The organism is Lysinibacillus sp. JNUCC 51 (genome assembly GCF_015999525.1).
GTDB lineage: Bacteria > Bacillota > Bacilli > Bacillales_A > Planococcaceae > Lysinibacillus > Lysinibacillus xylanilyticus.
Map to the genome: position 1 here is coordinate 1,429,862 of NZ_CP065545.1, position 20,643 is coordinate 1,450,504.

General features: G+C 34.7%; 12 protein-coding genes and 2 pseudogenes. 4 read left to right on the plus strand and 10 right to left on the minus strand.

What is annotated here, in order from left to right; translation table 11 throughout:
- Positions 1–35 precede the first annotated feature (35 nt).
- Positions 36–3,125, plus strand: a complete 3,090-nt coding sequence (locus JNUCC51_RS07265) for an efflux RND transporter permease subunit (protein WP_337991429.1) — start codon at positions 36–38, stop codon at positions 3,123–3,125.
- 283 nt (positions 3,126–3,408) lie between these two features.
- Positions 3,409–5,691, plus strand: coding sequence for a binary toxin-like calcium binding domain-containing protein (locus JNUCC51_RS07270; RefSeq protein WP_337991430.1), 2,283 nt, complete (start codon positions 3,409–3,411; stop codon positions 5,689–5,691).
- A gap of 538 nt (positions 5,692–6,229) precedes the next feature.
- On the opposite strand, the gene JNUCC51_RS07275 is transcribed toward JNUCC51_RS07270, so the two are convergent.
- The 3 genes from JNUCC51_RS07275 to JNUCC51_RS07285 form a co-directional block, all read right to left on the minus strand.
- The gene (locus JNUCC51_RS07275) at positions 6,230–7,288 is read right to left on the minus strand and encodes a sensor histidine kinase (protein ID WP_337991431.1); all 1,059 of its coding nucleotides are present in this window, start codon (positions 7,286–7,288) and stop codon (positions 6,230–6,232) included.
- Positions 7,285–7,998 carry a response regulator transcription factor gene (locus JNUCC51_RS07280; protein ID WP_337991432.1) on the minus strand — a complete coding sequence of 238 codons (714 nt, stop codon included), beginning with the start codon at positions 7,996–7,998 and terminating at the stop codon, positions 7,285–7,287. The genes JNUCC51_RS07275 and JNUCC51_RS07280 overlap by 4 nt, the downstream gene beginning before the upstream one ends.
- Before the next feature lie 946 nt (positions 7,999–8,944).
- Positions 8,945–9,718 (minus strand): HAD-IIB family hydrolase, encoded by a 774-nt coding sequence (locus JNUCC51_RS07285; RefSeq protein WP_337991433.1) that lies wholly within the window; start codon positions 9,716–9,718, stop codon positions 8,945–8,947.
- An 88-nt stretch (positions 9,719–9,806) separates the two neighbouring features.
- On the opposite strand from JNUCC51_RS07285, the gene JNUCC51_RS07290 reads away from it, so the two are divergent.
- Both JNUCC51_RS07290 and JNUCC51_RS07295 read left to right on the plus strand, forming a co-directional pair.
- Positions 9,807–10,469: a Crp/Fnr family transcriptional regulator gene (locus tag JNUCC51_RS07290; RefSeq protein WP_337991434.1), complete on the plus strand. Its 663-nt coding sequence runs from the start codon at positions 9,807–9,809 to the stop codon at positions 10,467–10,469.
- Positions 10,470–10,922: 453 nt separating this feature from the next.
- Positions 10,923–11,021: pseudogene (locus tag JNUCC51_RS07295) on the plus strand (FMN-dependent NADH-azoreductase); the annotation flags it as partial.
- 85 nt (positions 11,022–11,106) lie between these two features.
- Here the strand turns inward: JNUCC51_RS07295 and JNUCC51_RS07300 are convergent.
- From JNUCC51_RS07300 to JNUCC51_RS07330, 7 genes and pseudogenes are all read right to left on the minus strand, one after another.
- Positions 11,107–12,102, minus strand: coding sequence for a S66 family peptidase (locus JNUCC51_RS07300; protein ID WP_337991435.1), 996 nt, complete (start codon positions 12,100–12,102; stop codon positions 11,107–11,109).
- 18 nt (positions 12,103–12,120) lie between these two features.
- Entirely contained in the window at positions 12,121–12,618 is a 498-nt protein-coding gene (locus JNUCC51_RS07305) for a GNAT family N-acetyltransferase (RefSeq protein WP_337991436.1), read from the minus strand.
- Positions 12,619–13,140: 522 nt separating this feature from the next.
- Positions 13,141–13,371 (minus strand): annotated as a pseudogene (locus JNUCC51_RS07310) (LD-carboxypeptidase); the annotation flags it as partial.
- A gap of 193 nt (positions 13,372–13,564) precedes the next feature.
- The gene (locus JNUCC51_RS07315; RefSeq protein WP_337991437.1) at positions 13,565–14,359 is read right to left on the minus strand and encodes an alpha/beta fold hydrolase; all 795 of its coding nucleotides are present in this window, start codon (positions 14,357–14,359) and stop codon (positions 13,565–13,567) included.
- Between the two features lie 353 nt (positions 14,360–14,712).
- The gene (gene mprF, locus JNUCC51_RS07320; protein ID WP_337991438.1) at positions 14,713–17,235 is read right to left on the minus strand and encodes a bifunctional lysylphosphatidylglycerol flippase/synthetase MprF; all 2,523 of its coding nucleotides are present in this window, start codon (positions 17,233–17,235) and stop codon (positions 14,713–14,715) included.
- Between the two features lie 770 nt (positions 17,236–18,005).
- Complete coding sequence (locus tag JNUCC51_RS07325; RefSeq protein WP_337991439.1) at positions 18,006–18,710, minus strand: response regulator; 705 nt, start codon at positions 18,708–18,710, stop codon at positions 18,006–18,008.
- On the minus strand, positions 18,711–20,312 hold the full coding sequence (locus JNUCC51_RS07330) for an ATP-binding protein (protein ID WP_337991440.1): 1,602 nt from the start codon (positions 20,310–20,312) through the stop codon (positions 18,711–18,713).
- Positions 20,313–20,643: the final 331 nt, after the last annotated feature.

Genomic DNA, 20,643 nt, shown 5'->3' on the forward strand with positions numbered 1-20,643 from the left:
GAAATCTAGTTAGTCAATAAGGGGTAGGTGTAAAGGTGAAAGGTTTAGTTAATTTCGTGTTGAAAAACAAATTGGCAGTGTGGTTATTAACAATTATCATCACTGTCTCTGGTATTTATTCAGGTACAAAAATGAAAATGGAATCCATACCTGACATTTCTATACCGTATTTAATTGTAATGGGTGTTTATCCTGGCGCAACACCTGAACAGGTTATGAATGAGCTTTCCATACCATTTGAAAAATCAATAGAAAGCTTAGAAGATGTAAAAGCAGTTTACTCATCATCCTCTTCAAACGTAGCACAAGTTCAAGTTGAATATGACTATGGTATTGATATGGATGAGAAAAAGCGCCAATTAGAGTCTGCTTTAGATGGTATAAAATTACCTGAAGGTGCTCAAAAACCGACAGTTATGGCAATTAGCATGAATATGATGCCTGTTGTCGCTTTATCGGTTAGTAGCTCTAAGGAAGATATTGTTGGATTAACTTCAACAGTAGAAAACATTCTACTTCCTAAAATCGAAAAAATTGATGGCGTTGCTTCAGCAACTATCAATGGTCAGCACATTAATGAAGTATCATTTAAATATGATAAAGCAAAAATGGCTGAACTTGGCTTAACAGAAGATTCTGTCAAGCAAATGATTCAAGCAAGTGATATGTCACTTTCACTTGGTTTATATCAATTTACTGTTGGTGAACAGGCCGTTTCAGTAGATGGTAAAGTTAAATCTATCGATGAGTTAAAAGATTTAATGATTCCAGTTACACCTTCAGCTACAAATCCTTCACCATTCGTTCGCTTAGGCGATATTGCAAAGATTGAAGTCGAAGGTAAAGTACAATCCGTATCACGTACAAACGGCAAAGATGCGATTGCGATTCAAATCGTTAAAGCTCAAGATGCAAATACGGTAAAAGTCGTAAATGCAGTCAAGGATTTAATGAAAGACGAAGAAAAATCATTAGACGGCCTAAAAGTGGATATCTCACTTGACCAAGGTAAACCGATTGAAGATTCAGTCTTCACAATGATTGAAAAAGCATTATTCGGTGGCGCCATTGCCGTATTAATTATTTTACTATTTTTACGTGATTTCAAATCAACAATTATTTCGATTATTTCTATCCCAGTTTCAGTATTCATGGCATTACTACTATTAAACTGGATGGATATCACATTAAACATTATGACTCTCGGCGCGATTACCGTGGCGATTGGTCGTGTAATCGATGACTCCATTGTAGTTGTTGAAAATATTTACCGACGTATCCATTTAAAAGAAGAAAAATTAACAGGTCGTGCTCTTATTCGTGAAGCGACAATTGAAATGTTCAAACCAATCCTTTCTTCTACATTAGTAACTGTGGCAGTATTTGCTCCACTAATGTTTGTAGGCGGTATGGTTGGTGAATTATTTATACCGTTTGCGCTAACAATGTCATTTGCGCTAGGTGCTTCATTAATAGTTGCGATTACAATTGTTCCAGCTTTATCTCACTTCCTATTCCGTAAAAAAATATATGGTGAGAAAAAAGAAAGTCAACATAAAGAAGTTGGTAAGCTAGCTCTTTGGTATAAAGGTGTATTAGCGAAAGCATTAAATCATAAAATCATTACATCAGTTATAGCGATTGTAATGCTTGTTGGTTCTCTTGCTTTAACACCACTAATTGGCTTTAGTTTCATGGGCTCACAAGAAGATAAGGTTATGTACTTAACTTATACTCCTGGTACAGGCGAGCTAATGAAAGATACAGAAGCAAATGTTGCAAAAGTAGAAAAAGAATTAATGAAACGTGATGACGTTAATATTTTACAAGTTTCTATCAATGACCCTAAACATGTTGATCCTTCAGCAATGATGATGGGTGGCGGTGCTGGTGGTGCCTTAATGTACCTCATCTTCGATCCAGATATGAAGGACTTCCCTGAAGCACGTCAAGAAGTAGAAGACTATGTAACTAACATCGGTCAATCAGGAGAATGGAAATCTCAAAACTTCTCATCAATGTCGACGTCTTCAAATGAAGTAAGTTACACATTATATAGTGAAGATCTAGATAAGCTTCGCACAGCAGTGAAACAAGTGGAAGGTGCATTAAAAGAAGTTGACGGTTTAGAAGAAATTAAATCTGATACTGAAGATCCATTTGTTGAGAATACCTTAAAAGTAGATCAAAAGAATGTTCTACAATACGGTTTAACTACTGCACAAATTGTAATGGCTTTAAATGAAAACACATCACCAGAAGTTCTAACTAAAGTTCAGTATGATGGTGAAGATATTGATGTTATTGTACAACGTGAAGAAAAAGCGGCAGCTAAATCTCTTGACGATGTATTAGCTACTAAAATCCAAACAGCTTTAGGCACAACAATGACGATCGGTGAGTTAGTAAAAGTAGAAGAAGGTACTACATTAAACTCATTATCTCGCTCAAAAGGTGAATACTTCGCAAAAGTTTCTGGCACGATTATCGGTGACGATATTTCAAAAGCAACTTCAGCTGCTGATAAAGAAATCGATAAATTAGATTTACCTAAAGGTGTAACGACTGGCATTGGAGGCGTTGCTGCAGACATGCAAGAAACGTTCACACAGTTAGGAATTGCTATGTTAGCTGCTATCGCGATTGTTTACTTCATCCTAGTAGTAACATTCGGTGAAGGTTTAGCACCATTTGCTATTCTGTTCTCACTTCCATTCGCAGTAATTGGTGCATTTGTCGGCTTGTACGTCACAAATCAAACAATCTCTGTTTCTGTTATGATGGGATTATTAATGCTGATAGGTATCGTTGTAACGAACGCCATCGTATTAGTAGACCGCATTATCCATATGGAACGTGACGGACTTGTTATGCGCGAGGCAATTTTAGAGGCTGGTGCAACTCGTTTACGTCCAATCCTAATGACTGCCATAGCAACAATCGGTGCGATGATTCCAATGGCACTTGGTAATGGTGGCAGTGGTCTAATTTCAAAAGACCTTGCAATTACCGTAATCGGTGGTCTACTATCTTCAACATTATTAACATTAGTAGTTGTACCAATCGTTTATGAAATGCTATCTAAAATGTTAAAGAAAAACCGAAAAGACGTTAAAGATAATTAATAAATACACGTAAAAAGGGCTCTCCATTGTAGGAGGCCCTTTTTTCTATGTATTGATATCATCACCTTAGCGTGAGCTGATTTCCGTTACAATTGGGCGCTTTGTTGCTGCCGCGCAGAGCAAAGCTTTGGTTTACTCTTCCTGTGACATCGGAAAAGAAATAAGGTTATGAAAGACTTTTGTAATATTTACGAAAGATTTTTGAAAGATTTAATAGATATGATGTAGTTGATCTTAATAGTAGATGTTTTAACTCATCTAGAAACCAAGGAGGAAAATGATGATGAAGAAAAAGAAATTGAAGCCAGCATTTGCTGTATTAAGTAGTGTAGCAATGGCATTGACTTTGGGATCCCCTGCTTTAGCAGAAGTACAACAGCCAAGTCCGGATAGTAAAGTTGAGAAATTTAATGAGAATGCAAATGTAAAAGAAGAAAAAGCTGTTCTTGGGACTGACGGAAAAAAAGGACAGATTTCTACTGAAAAAATTGAAGTACAAAATAATGATTGGGATAACGATGGCATCCCTAATGATTTAGAGACAGAAGGATATAAAATTGAGTTTAATTACCAAACTGGAAAAAATGAAGTGAGTGCATGGGATCCAGAGAAAGATAAAGGAAAATTAAAATTCATTACTAATCCTATGAGTGCAAATTCTGATGGAGATCCTTTTTCAGATGCGTATGAAGTTCAGTATTTTGGCAGTGATTCTGATACAGATTTCAACCCAATGGTTGCCAATATGCCGAATTTACAAATTGGAATTAAACGTATTGGAGTTACTCCTATTAAGGAAATTACAGATTCAAAAGGTGGATCTATTAATAAAGGCTGGGAGAAAAGCGTATCGACGCAGCATTCTTTTAATGTTGGTTTAACTGTAGGAGGCGGTGTTGAAGGTTCAGCAGCGGGTCCTGTACCAAAAGCCGATGCTTCATTAAATGTAGGCTATGGATACTCAAAAACTGATACGGAAACAGAAAGCTATTCTAATAATTTTGATTGGTCGACTGCAACAACAGTTGATACAGCAAAAGCAGCAAAAGTAAGCTTACAGTTAGAATATAAAAACGTAGGTACAGCATCAGCTGAAAACGTTTCTCCTCACTTTAACATTCGCTTAGGAGACAAAATCATCAATACAGTAAAGGCGACGCAAGATCGTTATAAAGCACAGCACTTAAGCACAGAAAAAGGCGGAAGAAATAAAACAGAAATATTAATTGACAGTTTAGAAGGTCAAGCAGATGTAAATATTTACTTAACGCTAGATGAATTAAAAGCTGTTGAACAAGGTGCACTTCTGTCTGTTGAAGTATTACCTACGAGTACAATGGACGTGTCTATTGAGCAAGATGGAGATTTTAAAAACTTAGGAGATGCAGGGAAATATGAAGCGCGTGTAAATGCGTCTACTGCATTATTAGAAACTGATATTGGGAATAAGCCGAAGTTTAGAGTGTATGCACCAGAAGGTTTGGGTAGTAATAATGTAACCTTTAATGAAGTATTCAAGCACATCAATGTAGATTCTAAGAAAACAAATGAATTTGTATACAGGTACGGTGAAGACCAAGTTATCGTTGCGAAGGAAAATCTAGAACATGTAAAAGAAACTGGTTTAACAAAAGATTTTCAAGGTGGTATTTTTGAAAAACTACAACCACCAACATTATCATATAGTGCGTATGATCCAATTAAGGAAAAGTTGTATGCGGCAGTCGTACCGGGCTTATTTGGAGCAAGTAATGAAATAACTGCTACTTTTGAAAAGAAAAATTCTAATTCAACACAACAAGTAACATTGGTGAAAAATGGAAATATATATGAGTCTAAAGAAACTGTAAGTTTGAATCAATTCGATCCATCAAAAGAAGTTACATTTGAAATCAATGACGCACAAAAGAAACTTCCAACACAAAAAACTTCTACAGTCGTTAAGTATAATAAAGAGTTTGATAATTTATTAGTAGATAATAAAGGTGAATTTATTGTAGAAGGAAAAGAATATTATTTGAAAACAACTGCTAACTTACCTAACGGTGTAAACGAAGAATGGAGAGCAGCGCAGATATTCCAAAATATAAGCGGGAAATATGTGCACTTTAGTTTAAAAGGGAACAATTGGGATGGATTAAGACTTGGGCCGAAAAAACAAGCAATACACGGGCCTGATATTGAAGCTACATCAGTCATCATTGAGAGAAAAGGTCAATCTAAACCAGGAGAGCCAATTCGAAAGGATGAAGAAGTATTCCTTAAGTTTACGAATAGTACTCATGGTGGCTATCAGTATCTTAACGTTGGAAATGGATATGATTATAGCTGGTTAGACCAAGAACGTAATAGATCAACAATTAAATTAGAGAAACTTCCAGATGAAAATAGCTTCTATTTAAAATCTGATTCAACTTACATCACATATAGAAATAATGACTGGTTTAGTAGTGTTGCAGATAACGGGATTGCCCCAATTGTATTCGGTTATGAAAATGTTTTAAAACCTGAACATACAACTTCACCAGGCGAGAACCATAAATGGGAATTAGAAAGCATTGAGTAAAGTAAGAAGTCATAAGACTGCAAAGCGTTTCTTTCAGAAAGCTTTGCAGTCTATTTCTATTTTTTGTGAGCATCTGGCTACGTGGAGAAGATTTCTATGCTGAAAACTGCAACGAGAAAACTCATTCCATCTCTTTCTTTAAGTTTTTTAATCCATATAGTACTTTTATATATTATTGCTTTTTCTGTTATAACAGCTCTTGCAGTCAATTTTGGAATGGTTATCATAACAAGTGTCTTTTGCTATACATGACGCTATAAAAATTAAGACCTAAGTAAGTGTTGCATATATGTTAATTTTTGCAACACTTACTGTTGGTACGTATTAACTTGTTTAATCATCCTTACGCTTAGCATACATAGTGCTAGTTAAATTGTGTCTAAACGTACGTACGGTGACCCCTTGTAACTCCCATGGGATTGGAATGCATGACCATAAGTATTACCAGACAGACGTACTTCATTTTTTCGCTTATAAATGAAAAACCGCTCAGAAAATTAGATACATTGATTTCTGACCAAAAAGTCCTTCAATCACATTATTTCTTTTCTAGTATAACGGGAATAGTAAACCAAAATTCACATCCCCGTTTCCCATCTTGACGGTCCTGAACACCAATTTGTCCTTTATGCATTTCAACTAGCGATTTTGCAATGGCTAAACCAAGTCCAGAACCTCCAGATTGTGAGCTTCTTGATGGGTCTGTTCTGAAAAAGCGTTCAAATATACGTAATTGATCATCGGAGGAAATACCTTCTCCTTCATCACGCAAGGTGAATTGAACTTGCTGCTTCTGTTTATTTTCCTCAACAATTAATTCGATAGCTCCACATGTAGGAGAATGCCGAATCGCGTTATGCAACAAATTATTGATAACTCGTGCTATTTTACATGGCATAATCCAAAGTCGTGGTAATGTCTCAGAAACGTACAATTGTAAATCAATCTCTTTATCTTGCAATAAGATAGCATGTGAATCTATTACTTTTAATAGAATACTATCTACATGTATTAAACTAGGATTAAAAACTTCTTGTCCAAGTTCTAACTTAGAAAGGTCAAACAAATCATTAATTAATCCGCTTAATCGTTGTATATCATTTAGGATTGTCGTTAAATATTGTTGTTTCATATCAGGGTCTTCAATTAAACCATCTTGTAACGCTTCTACCATCAATTGTATGCTAGCCATAGGAGTTCGTAGGTCATGGGAAATATTAGCAATAAGCTCTGTACGTGCTTTTTCTCCTTTTTCTAACTTAGCAAAGCTTTCGTCTAGTTTTTTGGCCATTTCTCGAAAAGCTTTCGCTAATTCTTTAAACTCTTCCGGTTCTTTCCCTATTATGTACATCGTTCCAAATTGTCTATCACTAAATTGTTTGGTCAAGGCAATTAAATTTTGAATAGACCTCATAATAGGGCGTGTCATTAACCAATAAATCATCGTAGAAATAATCATTGCTACAATTATAATTACTATTAATAACCGTGTTTGTTCTGGTCTAAGTAACATTTGCCTTTCACTATACCATATAGAAATTACCATAATACCCGTGCTTAATAGATTCATCAATAAAAGTTGATTTCGTAACTTCACTTATCATTTCCTCCATCTGATTCAAAGCAATAACCGATGCCCCAAACTGTGTGAATCCAACGGTTCTTTGTTGCATGCTTCTCCAACTTTTCACGTAAACGACTCATTAATACAGTTACTGTATTTGTACATCCTTCATACTCAAATCCCCAAATCTGTTCAAGAAGTTGAGATCGTGAAAACACCTGTTTAGGATGTTTTGCCATGAGATAAAGCACATCAAACTCTTTCACTGTTAGCTCTATTTCATATCGACAAACAAATACACGTCTTTTCGTTGGATCAATTTTCAAATCTAGAAACTCTATCATTCCAGATGCAGGCTCTTTTCCTTGAATTGTTACTTGACTTCCTCTTCTTAATATAATTTGTACCCTCAATACTAATTCACGAGGTGAAAAGGGTTTTGTTACATAATCATCCGCTCCCATTGTTAATCCTAAAATCCGCTCTCTTTCTTCTCCTCTCGCGGTTAACATAATAATAGGTACATTAGAATGTTGGCGAATTTCCTCACATAGTTCCCATCCATCTTTTTCTGGCATCATCAAATCTAAAATAATTAGATCTGGTTGGTATTGTTGAAATACATTCCATCCTTCTGTTCCGTTCACAGCAGTGTATACTTCATACCCTTCTCTTTCTAAGTACCGTTTACATATCTCTCGTATATTATCTTCATTTTCTATAATTGCAATTCTTGTTTTCATACATTCCGTCTCCTCTGTTCCTTCATTAATAAACGAAAGATATCTTTCCCGTATTCACTTATTATGTAAGTATTGAAAATGTACTTCCTAATTGTTAGTCCCATAATTTAATCCACGAATGATATAACATCAAAATTCGTAAGTTTATCTTAGTTTATATTCCTTTCATTTTTCTTTTAAAAGTCTAATATATAAAATAATACTTAAAATGAATGTCCGCTAATGCTTAACGTAAGTTTTGATTCCATTGCTACACAAACTCCAAAGGTAGTAAAATAAATAACCGGTTCCTTAACGTACGGGGAACTGGCTAAAATGTGTCAAGATTGTGTAAAAATGTACAAATTTTTTTCGATAAGGTAACCCCTTGTAGGTAAACATCGTTCAATGAATTTACTTCAAATTCTTTTATTACATTTACTCCTCCTACATCAGTCATAGAACGACAGTTATCGTCTTTTTTATATTCCGTTGTTTTATTGAAATTGTTCGAATTGATTGGCTTTCCATCGTTTTTGATTTTCTACTAGGTATTGCTCAACTGCTATTAATCGATTCATCAACTCTTCTTTGAACAACTTCAAATACTTCGTTTTTACGGCCCATCTAAATCTCGTTCAGAAGAAATTCGTCTTGTAGTGGATTCATCCCATTTGGGAGGTGGTATGGGCTTTTTACGCACCTGATTGACTTAATAAGTGTGGCTCTTATTCCCTTTTAAAACATGAAATCGGCTTAACAAAACTTAAATATTTTATTTAATATCAACCTTGATCTAAGTAAAGCACCACGTTAGTTGAATAAAATACTTTCATTCTAGGAAACCAAAAGCCGTTAGCTAATTATATCTATTAACGGCAATTATCCATTTCCAATGAAATATATCCTAGTTACGTCGAAGTTTTTGGCTAACTGTATTTACAAAGTTTAAACCTTATTTAAAGGGTTATTTATTAATTTCTAACAAGTTTAGTGGATCTGTATCTCTTTCATCTACAAAATACTTTCCAATTAATGCTCGAATTTTTCCTGCTACATCTGCACGTTCAATGTTTTCTTTCGCATAATGTTTCACGTCATTATTGCCTACGCATACACTATGTACTGCATGTTCAAACAAGCATTGATCGTTACTATCGTTTCCAAATGCAATAAACTGTTGAATATTCAACAGTTGAAGTCCTCTAACTTTATTAATACCTAGAGGGCTAATATCGATGGCATGCTCTGTTTTATAGTGTGTGACTGTAACAGGAATTACTTGAAGAGCTTCTAATACTTCTTCATTCGGTTGGAATAAAACTAATTTGCAAACTGGCAGTAATTGTTCCAATGGAATGTTCGTTGAATTAGTTTTATCGATATTTTGATAAATAGGATGTACAACATTACCTGAAAAGGCGTAATTCCACTGACCATCTGCTAAAAATTCTAATTGATGTAGATGAATGAGTTCAATGAGTTTGTCTAATATTTGTTGTTCGAAATGTATCACTTGAATATGCCCATGATCATAAGTAAATGTACCATTCCCTCCAACTATTAGACCTTTATGAAAGCTTTTAGGTATAACAGGTAATAAATCACGAATCGGCCTAGCTGAGGCAAAAATCACTTGATGCCCTGCAAACTTTAATTCTTGAAGTGCATCAATTATTTCTCTATCGATACTCTTGCCATTAAAACAAAGTGTTCCATCTAAATCGAATACAAAGTTCATTTGAATCCCTACCTCTTTATTAATTGACTATAACTATATTAAAATAAACAAAAACAAACAATAAAGGACAGATGTCCCGGAGGGAAAAATGAGTCAAAATCTATTTCGATCTATATATAGCTACACTTTATCAAAAGATCTAATATCGTCCATTTTTGTACGTACTTTTCAACCTAATGAAATTATTTTAAAAGCAGGGGACAAGATAGATGGCTTATATTTTTTACTTTCAGGTAGATATATGGTGTCTAGCTTAGAAGTGACTGGAAAAGAATTACTACTACGCTACTGTCAACAACCAGCGATTATGGGTGATATCGAAATCTTTGAAGATTGCTTAGTTGCATCAAACTGTATTGCAACAGAGCCGTGTGAAATATTATTTATTCCTTTAGAAGTGTATGAATCAAATTTAAAATTTGATAGTAAATTTAATCAACTATTGTTGAAAGAGCTAGCCTATAAGCTTTTAACTTGCACCATTTCATCAAAAGTAAATGCACTCTCACCAGTAAGCGTACGTCTAGCTGCTTATTTATGCTCGGTTGAATTCCCTTCACATGTAAATCATTATATAAAAACAAATTCTTTAGATGATGTTGCCTCATTGATTGGTACTACAAAAAGACATCTAAATAGAATACTAAAGGACTGGACAGAGAAAGGGATTATCAAACGAGAAGAAAATGAAATTCAAATTTTAGATTGGGACAAGATTAAAGAAATCTCGGAAAATGTACGGTTTGAATAGTTTTAAATCGCGAAAAATTGTATAAAACGTTCTAATTTTAACAAAACCTTTTTAACCGAGGTTAATTGCATTTTTTCAATTAGTTTGTTCAACTAAACTGCGCAGTTAGTTCAATAAGAATTAAACAACTTAAAAAGATTCTTTATTTCCTACATTTAGTGTACCGAACGCTAACAAAAGAATCTTTTAGAATACATAAAACCAATGCTTAAAACCTCAAAAAAGGCTTAGGATCAGCTCCTAAGCCTTTCTATTATTGAGTAATGCTTGATTAGAAATCAGATTTTTTTAATTGCTAATTTAAACAAATTCCATTCCGAAAAATATTAATCAAAATTGAGTTTAACCTTTTTTATTTAGTATTAGATTTTTAATAAAGTTTGATTATTTATGTACTCCTTATTTCACTAAAGCACCCCGTTGAATAAGAGTTAGCAACAGGAGGAAAAAAGAATGACAACAGTTTTATTTGTAAAAGCAAACAATCGCCCCGCAAGCCAAGCGGTGAGTGTGAAATTATATGAGGCCTTTTTAGCAAGCTTTAAAGAATCAGGCGGATGTCACAGAATCGGAAAGGAGTTCATTGTGCAAGTACAAAGCCGATTCCGGACGCAATTATGACGGGGCATAGTTGATTTTACAACCATTCCTCAATACAATAGACTTTTTTGGCCGTTGCATCTAATCTTACTTGTTTTCCTATAGCAATTGGATGCATCGGATGTGTATGACATATATCAAATTCTGCTAAGATAGGTATATCAATGCCGTCTAGCTGTTCAAGCAGTACTTCATATGGTTTACGCCCTGTTTCTAAGTCATCATAACATTCATGCTTACCTAAAATAACGCCACCTATTTTTTCAAATACTCCATGCAATTTCAGCATTGCAAAATTCTTCTCAACGATAGCCGTATTTTTAGCGCAATCTTCTATTAATAAGATATCTCCATTATTAATTTTCGGGAAATAAGATGTACCAATGAATCCATACATGGCATTGACATTGCCGCCGATTAATCTACCCTCAGCAACGCCTTCTTGAACCGTCACCCATTCATTCTTATATAACTTTTTTTCCACCGTTTTTTCTAGCCAATTGACGGGTTCATCTGACCAGTATGTAGGCATCGGAATTTCATAATGTGATTCTTGTGATTTAAAGAAATAGTTCTCGAAGAATTGATATGTATCATTGACTAATGGCTCAAATTCACCAAAGGAAGGAACTAATGCTGGACCGTAATAAGTTGTAATTCCTGTTTTTGCATAAAGTGCGAGTAAAATTGCCGTTGCGTCAGAATAACCAACTACGATTTTCGGATTGTTCCGAAACGCCTCATAGTCGATATATGGCAGTATACTATTTGAATTTGTACCACCTATTGTCGACATGATAATGTGGACGTTTGGATCACGTAATAATTCATTCAATTCCTCTGCACGCTCTTTAGGAGTGCCAGAGCGATAGATATCAGCTTTGCCTGTCAGACTACCTTCAATTAGATTAATATTTTTTTGTTCAAGAAAAGCTTTTGCACGCTTATATCGAGAAGTTGCATTGACGGATGCGGGTGAAGATGGTGAAAAAATACCGATATTAATACTTCTAGTGTTTCTTCTAGAATTCATATACACACACCCTTTGTATTACAATAATTTTGCCATAAAATATTCATCAATGTACTCACCATCAACATATAAGGAATGTCTTTTAGTCCCCTCAATTTCAAACCCCATTTTTTCATATAACGCTACGCCAGCAGTGTTGTTCCCCATTACTGTCAGTTCCAAACGATGCATGCCCTTTTCTTTTGCCCAATCGTCTAGGTGACTAAATAATGCAGTACCAATCTTTCTTCCTCTAAAATCACTATGGATACCAACGACAATATAGGCTCGATGTGAAACTCTAGATGGCATATTATTACCTTGTACAATTAAATAACCAACTACATTCTTTTCTATTTCAGCAATAAATAAAGCCGAATGACTGTTATTATTAATATTCTCAATAAATTTTGTAAATTGTTCAGACTCTAACTTTCGTTCACCAGGCCCGAATAACATAAAATTAGACTCTTCCGCATTTTTTATGACAGCTATGACCTGTTCAGCATCTTCACGTATTGCCTCTCTTATTAACATTTTTATTAACTCCCTTCTTTATCAATTATGCCTCGACATAATTCCGTGACATCCGCCGGAGGCTTTGGGCCAACAGATGTTTTTTGTACCGCAAGCGTAGCGACAGGTACAGATGTTTTTTGTGCGAAAGCGTAGCGTCAGCCGCAGATGTTTTTTGCGCGAAAGCGTAGCGTCAGCCGCAGATGTTTTTTGCGCGAAAGCGTAGCGTCAGCCGCAGATGTTTTTTGCGCGAAAGCGTAGCGTCAGCCGCAGATGTTTTTTGCGCGAAAGCGTAGCGTCAGCCGCAGATGTTTTTTGCGCGAAAGCGTAGCGTCAGCCGCAGATGTTTTTTGCGCGAAAGCGTAGCGTCAGCCGCAGATGTTTTTTGCGCGAAAGCGTAGCGTCAGCCGCAGATGTTTTTTGCGCGAAAGCGTAGCGTCAGCCGCAGATGTTTTTTGCGCGAAAGCGTAGCGTCAGCCGCAGATGTTTTTTGCGCGAAAGCGTAGCGTCAACCGCAGATGTTTGGACACCCGCTGAAAGAAGTTAAAATTTAGTGACATGTATCATCAAATCTTTCGTATTCATTTGAATTTCACCACCGATAGGAAACGTAAATATTGGCTGTGTATGTCCAAAATCAACATCATAAAGTACCGGTATATTTCTTAAACTTGGATGCTTGTCTAAAATAAAATGTAATTGCTCCTCTGTCATATTTGAATCTCTTTGGAAACGTCCTATCGCAATACCTTTAATATTGCTAGTAGCTTGAATGCTGAAGATCGCATTCAAAAATATATCGACCAAATGATACATTAAAGCCTAACTCTTCAAGTTTTTTCTTTGTTTAGCTCCGTCTACTGTCATGATTGTTGCGCTACGACTAGGTGCGATAACCCGTATCTCATCACCTATTGTTAATTTATTCGGAATACGCAAACCGCCCTCACCCCTGCTTTAAAAAAGTTTAAATAAATCCATGCAAGATTGTCTTTCTAATCCGTTCAGCTATCTCATTTGGATTGGTGAGAGGCAAAAAATGATAGCTATTAGGAATAATCTCAACTTGTGCATTCGGTTGTCTTTTTTGAAATCTATCTAACTTCTTATGTTGCAAATTATCCGAATGTTCATCTGCCAATAGTAATAACACCGGCAAAGGAATTTCATTTTCTATACAGTAATTATTTTTTTCAACTGCTTTAGACAAATCATTTAAGGCTTTTACATTGCTGTGATGGTAAAAGATATTATTTTTTTCAACAAAATTATGAAGGAAATAATTATACGAATATTCTTTATTTTCAGTAGATAGGTTTCCCATATTCTTTACTTCTTCATGTATAGCCTCCTGTAATTCTTCTAATCGTTCAATGATAGGTAATTGTATTTCTGCTTCATCACCAGGATGATATTCACCTATAAAATAATATCCACCGTCTAACAATGTTAATGATTTAACCGAATTAGGATAGTTAGTATAAAAATTTTGAATGATCCATGCACCTATTGAATTTCCAAGAAAATGAGCTTTAGTAATTTTTAAATACTCCATAATTTCCTTTATCGTATTGTTATACGACCGTAATGAAAAATCATTATCTAGTTGACCATTATGGCCCGGTAAATCAATTGCTATAATATGGACTTCCGGTAAGATACTGGCTAATGCTGCATACATTTCTTTACGTTCACCAAGCGCAGGTATCGCAATTATTACCTCTTTATTCTGAAATGCATTGTATTGTATATAATTTTTCAAGGTACTACTCCTCCCCCTAATTCACTTACAGTTTGAGCCTTTCTCTGCCTCGTAAAGGTTCTATATAAAAAATTTAGATACTAATCAACACTTAACTCAAAACTAAAATTGTCTCTATTATTGCAAAGCTTTAATGGAAAATCAAATGCGAAATTACATTTTTTCATATTCTTTTGTTCATAATGTTTCAGGAGATGTTTGTTATTTATCAGCGATTCCGGCCATTTTATCAGCGATGTCCATTGTTCTTCCAGCGATAAAAATTCATCAAAAAAAGATGCATTGCAAAGTAATTTTGCAATGCATCTTTTTTGATTGGCCTAGCGAATACTTAATTATGCTAGCGCGATTATCTATTTTCTCTTTTTACTAATTAATAAAGTGACCTGTGCCATTGTAAATGGCAATGAAGATTTCTTTCGATATGCTATATACTTTGGCTCCCAAAAATCTGCATATTTTAATTTAAAGTTTTTTAATCCTTTAAAATGATAGAAATGCTGCCCATGTAAAAATATTTGAGCTGCAATTTTTTCACTTAAAAAGGAATACCTAGACTTTCCGACGTTTGACAAAGGTGACATCCCCATATTAAAAACACGGTAGCCTTCTGCTTTTGCCCATTCAAAGAGCGAGAGGAAAATGAAATCCATCGTTCCAGATGGTGCTCCCGGCTTAAAACGCATTAGATCTACAGAGACTCTTTCGCCATTATCGTACATTGGCATGACACTAGCAAAGCCAATTACTCCTTCTGTACCACGTAAAACGGCAATATTTGAAGTGTTTAAATAGTGTTCATTAAAAAAGCCAAGAGAAAAGCCTTTTTCTGCCCTTCCCTGCAACCATTTCGTTGATACTTCTTGCAATTCATTCATTAATTCCCGTGAGTAAGGAGGGTTTACTATTTCAACTGTAAAATTTTCTCGCTCAAATTTATTTTTTACAGCTCGACGTCCCTTCATTCCCTTACCAGCAAGTGAAAACTTATCTAAGTCTACAAAAGCTTCCTCGCCAAGCTTAAAAAAACTATAACCATGCTCATGTAACGGAGGAAAAATTTTATTGTTAATTTCATAAAAGACTGGTGTATAGCCATGCCTATCCGCCATTTCCAAAAACTCCTGAATAGCAGATAAAAAATCAGATTCATTTCCCACTGGATCTCCTAGTACAACAGTCTTATCAGCATAGATTTGATAAGAAAATAAAACTGTACCTTCTTTATTCCAATGTACAAATTTATCATGTAAAAAAATCAAATGTGAATACTCTGTCCCTTTATAGGTCATCAAATGATTTTTAATTCTCTCTTCTTGCTCACTTGATAAAAGCTTTTCCATCTTCTTAGGTGCACGGATAAAATAACCTATATAAAAAATGACAATTGCTATTAGGATACCAATTACTGCACTATAAAATAAGTCTCGGTAATCGGTAATGATGTATTCCTGCAAAGCTGCTGGAATATGGATTTTGGCAGTAGGTAAGTTCACATAACCAATCAATACATACATCACTGTAATGATTGTCACTGCAGCAAGGTCAAATATAACTATTCCCCATGTTAAAACGTTACTTTCACGGTAAAATTGTTTTTTTGAGGCAACTAAAAGCACTGCGACAATCAGTAAAAAAATAGCTTCTTCATAATCTAAGCCTTTAAAAATTGAAAAAATGGCAGAACTACTTAGCACAATAAGGCAAAGCTGATATGCTCTTTTTACTTTATATTTAATCCCCCTACATAACCCTAAGAGAATAAAGCCAGCTGCAACAGTCATTTGATGAGAGACATGCATGATTGGCGAAGATAAAAATTCCTGAGCTATTTTTAATCTACTTAAAATACCTGGCACCGAAGCTGATAGCAATAATACAATGCCGGAGAGAAATACCAATATCGTTAATGACATGTGACTAAGCTTCTGAAAAATAACATTTGGTAAGTCATCCCATGATTGATTCCAACGATTCCAATACTCTTTTACAAATAAAAGAGCTGAAACTAAAAAAGGAAGCACAAAGTATCCAACACGGTACAAAATTAAAAGAAAAAGCACTTTTTCATCAGCGATTCCTAAACTTTGAGTCCCCCATAAAAAAACAAGGTCAAATGAACCAACTCCACCAGGAATCATACTGACAATGCCCGCACAAGAAGCAATTAAAAATATGGGAATTAAATTGGATAATTCTATTGGGATCTTCAAAATGAAAGTTAATATCCAGATAACTAAAAAGACTGCAACCCATTCAGTTACGGAAGTTGTTATAAGTTGAAAAGAGATTTTGGGATTTATAGAACCTTCTTTTTTATTGCGAATGATGAGCATAGCAATAAATATCGGAACATATAAGCTGACAAGAATAACGGCTATCTTTAACCATCTTACTTCTTTTAGCAATGGGAAGTCCCAAAAGAATAAATACATAATCCATGCTAACAGTGAAATCCCCGTTAAATAAAAGAGTGTTACGGAGGCTATGCTTTTTAACAAGTCTTCCTTATCCTCTTTATATTTCGAATAGAAATAATTACGCAGAAATACACCAACTAAACCACCAAAGCCTATAAGATTTGAGAAGGTATTCACAATAAATGAATGATTCAGCAAAATACGTTTGTTTATATTAATTCCTAATATTTTCACTAAAATAACATCATAAAAAATCATTGGTGTAATTGCACAGAAGGTGATAAAAAGAATAAATAAGAGCTCCCATACCTGCAATTCACTCACTTCTTTCCGAAGTAAATGAACATCTATCCCACTTATCGTTTGTAGAATTTCATAAATCGCTATTGCTAAAAACGCTACTGGAAATAAAATTTTCAAAAATTTAAAAAGCGACTCTTTTTGAACGTTGAACATATGTGTTAAACCTACTCCCCATTAGCTTTCTAAAATCAATTATATCTTTAATTTCCATAATAAATCCTCCGAAGAATAACATACCATTATTGTAACGGATTCTCTGCTATATGTATCGTCAAAGTAAATTGCCTATCGTTATAAAGCACCTCTACTGAGTCTATTTGCTGCATCCCAAAATCTAATCATATTTGTGTAAAAGCAAATGATGCTTCTAATATCCCTTTAGTTTCTATGGTTGCCCTATAAAAGATGTATTAAACAGCATTATAAGACAAGACACTCATTTCAGAATCCGTGACATCCGCCGGAGGCTTAAGGCCAAAATAAAGTTTGTCACTCAGTCAAGTGTTGTTGCTGTCACTTCGCTTTCGCTACAAAAAACATGTGCTGAAGAAACATTTCTTCTTGTTGGACGATCAAATCTCGTTGTTCAGGTAAAATTAAATTTTAATGATATTTATGCAAATTTTTATACATGCTGCAGCTGGTGATCCAATCGAAAAAAGGCAGTAACGACAAAAGTTTGCTCTTTATCGTTACTGCCTAATTCTAATGGCTATCTTAATTATGTTTTGGGGGCTAGTTTGTTTTCATACTACTTAAACGATATATAAAGGTTTTCTCCATTATTTATACAGTATTTCTATCAGATTTTATACGCTCTGTGCTGATTTAACAAGGATGTATAAAAATTGCATACATCATTTCAGGCTTGTTTTTATAGAAGTGTTGTATTAATGGGCTATATTTTACCTCGATAACTTAAGCTAAATATAATATCGATGGATAGGACGTCCTACACTTCCATATTGTATATCCACCTTTAATAAACTTTGTTTTTCTAAAAAATCCAAATAACGTCGAGCTGTTACACGGGCCGTCCCAATGAAGTTGGACACTTCTTCCGCTGATACTGCCTCGTTACTTTCTTGAATATAGGCAAGTACCTTGTCTAATGTCGCTCTGTTAAAACCCTTTGGTAGCTCGTCAATAATTATTGTCTCAGTGATTGGAGGAACAACTATTTGCTCAGGGATACGTTGCTGCATTAGATTATCCACATCATGCTGTGTTAGATCTTGCATACCACTTATTTTCTTTCTATAAGCTCGATAATTCTTTAAAGTTTGTTCAATTCTTTCAAAGGTAAAAGGTTTCATAATATAATCATAGACACCTAGGTGTAATATTCTCTGCACAGTAGACATATCATTCGCAGCAGTTACGGCAATAACATCAACTGGAATATGTTCTTCACGAATTTTTCCTAGCGTAATAATGCCATCCTGCTCAGGCATAAAAATATCCATAAAGACAAGTTCAGGGTTTAATTGCTTAATCTTCTCTATCCCTTCTATCCCATTACCAGCATAGCCTATCATAGAAAATCCTTTGATTTGCTCAATAAATTGCCTGTTCACTTCTCGTACCATTGGATCATCTTCAATTAATAACACATTTATTACATCCATCTACTCTTCCCCTAACTCAAATAAAATTAAGAAGCTTGTCCCATTCATAAATTCACTCACTACTTCAATATCGCCATTACCTTTTCTTATAATTTCATGTATTAAATGCAAGCCGATACCACGATTCTCACTTGCCTTTGTAGAAAATCCATTTTCAAACATACGAGCTTGTACTCCTTCAGACATCCCTATTCCATTATCAGAAACAGCAATTGCTAGTACACCGTCATGCTCATCTACAGAAATCGCTACATATTTATCATTCTTTGAAAGAACATTTAGTGCTTCAAAGGCATTTTCAATTAAATTTCCTAACAATACAACAAAATCATGGTGATCTAATAATGGTGGGAAGCGTTTAAAATGACTTTTCCGATCAATTTCTACTTGTATGCCTAATTCCTTGCCATAACTAACTTTACTTAGCAATAATCCAGAAATATTTTCATTGTGAAAGCGTTCATTCAAAAACTTCGTTAAAGAAGCTTCATTTTCGGTAGTAGCAGTAACGTATTCAAGTGCTTGCTTTGTATGTCCCAATTGCAGAAGTCCTGCAATAGTATGAAGTTTATTTTTATGCTCATGTGTTTGTACGCGCAGTGCTTGAACAAAAGCTTTTACACCTGTTACCTCTTCCGCAAGCTTTTTCACTGCTGTTAAATCTTTAAACATAGCAACTGCTCCAACTAACTCATCATTTACAATAATCGGCACACGATTACTCAAAATACTATGATGATTGATGTAAAGCTCTTGATTGTATACTGGTGTTGCCGTTTCAACAATTTCAGGTAATCGTGTGTCAGGCAGTACATCATAAATCTTTTCTCCGATACAATCCTCTATCTTTCTAGTAACCCCTAATATATCAGCTGCTTTTTCATTAAAAATTGTAATATTCATTCCTTTATCGACCGCTATAATGCCTTCATGCATAGCATTGAACGTTTCTGTTCTTTCCACATACATCTTGGCAATCTCATGAGGCTCAAGCCCAAACATCTGCTTTTTAATATGTCGGCCAAGTGTATATGCCCCCCAAATACTAAAAACAAGCGATATTAGAATGGTAATAAAAATTTCATGCTCATAATTTTGCAATATTTCTATAAAAGTTGGCAGTGAATACCCTACAACGACTACGCCTACTTGTTCTTTTTTGTCATCAATAATAGGGACAAAAGCTCGAATCATTACACCCACTTCCCCTTGTGCCTTCGATACATAATAATGCTCACTAAAGGAAGCATTTAAATCCTGTGATTCACTACGCTTCCCTATTTCTTTACTGACTGGGTGAGATAGTTTAATACGATCCATATTCATTACAACAATATACTCTGCTTTATTAACAACACGAATTCCATCTACTATTTTATTAACATTTTTCGCCGCTTCTTTAATATTGTCATTTTTCAAATGCATACTGATTTCTGGCACATTTGATACAGTCCGCGCAACGAGCATAGCACGCTGACCAAACTCCTTTTCTTGCTCAGTTATGAGGTTTCCAAGTATAAAAATGCCACCAAGTAAAAAGGAGAATGCAATGATTAAAAATGTCACTATTAGGATTTTGCCGTTTACAGGCATTTTTATCATTTTAATTCCTCCCTTTCCAAATCTACATTCACTATTAGAGAAGCTTAATGGGCAGATTTTACTCATGCTCAGAATGTCACTTCTATGATATTCTTTTAAGATTATCTTCAAAAAAATCTTTTGACAACACTTTTAGTTGACATAAATAGGAGAAAGTCATGAACTTAATGAACAATATTACGAAAAATTGACATAAAACTAAATTTTCTTTTATTAATTATTTTTGTATTATAACAATATTGAATTGTTCACAGAGTATCATAACAGCTTGAGTTATTGAAAACACTACGTTTTATTTAAAATATGGATGAATGTACTTAATGAACGATAT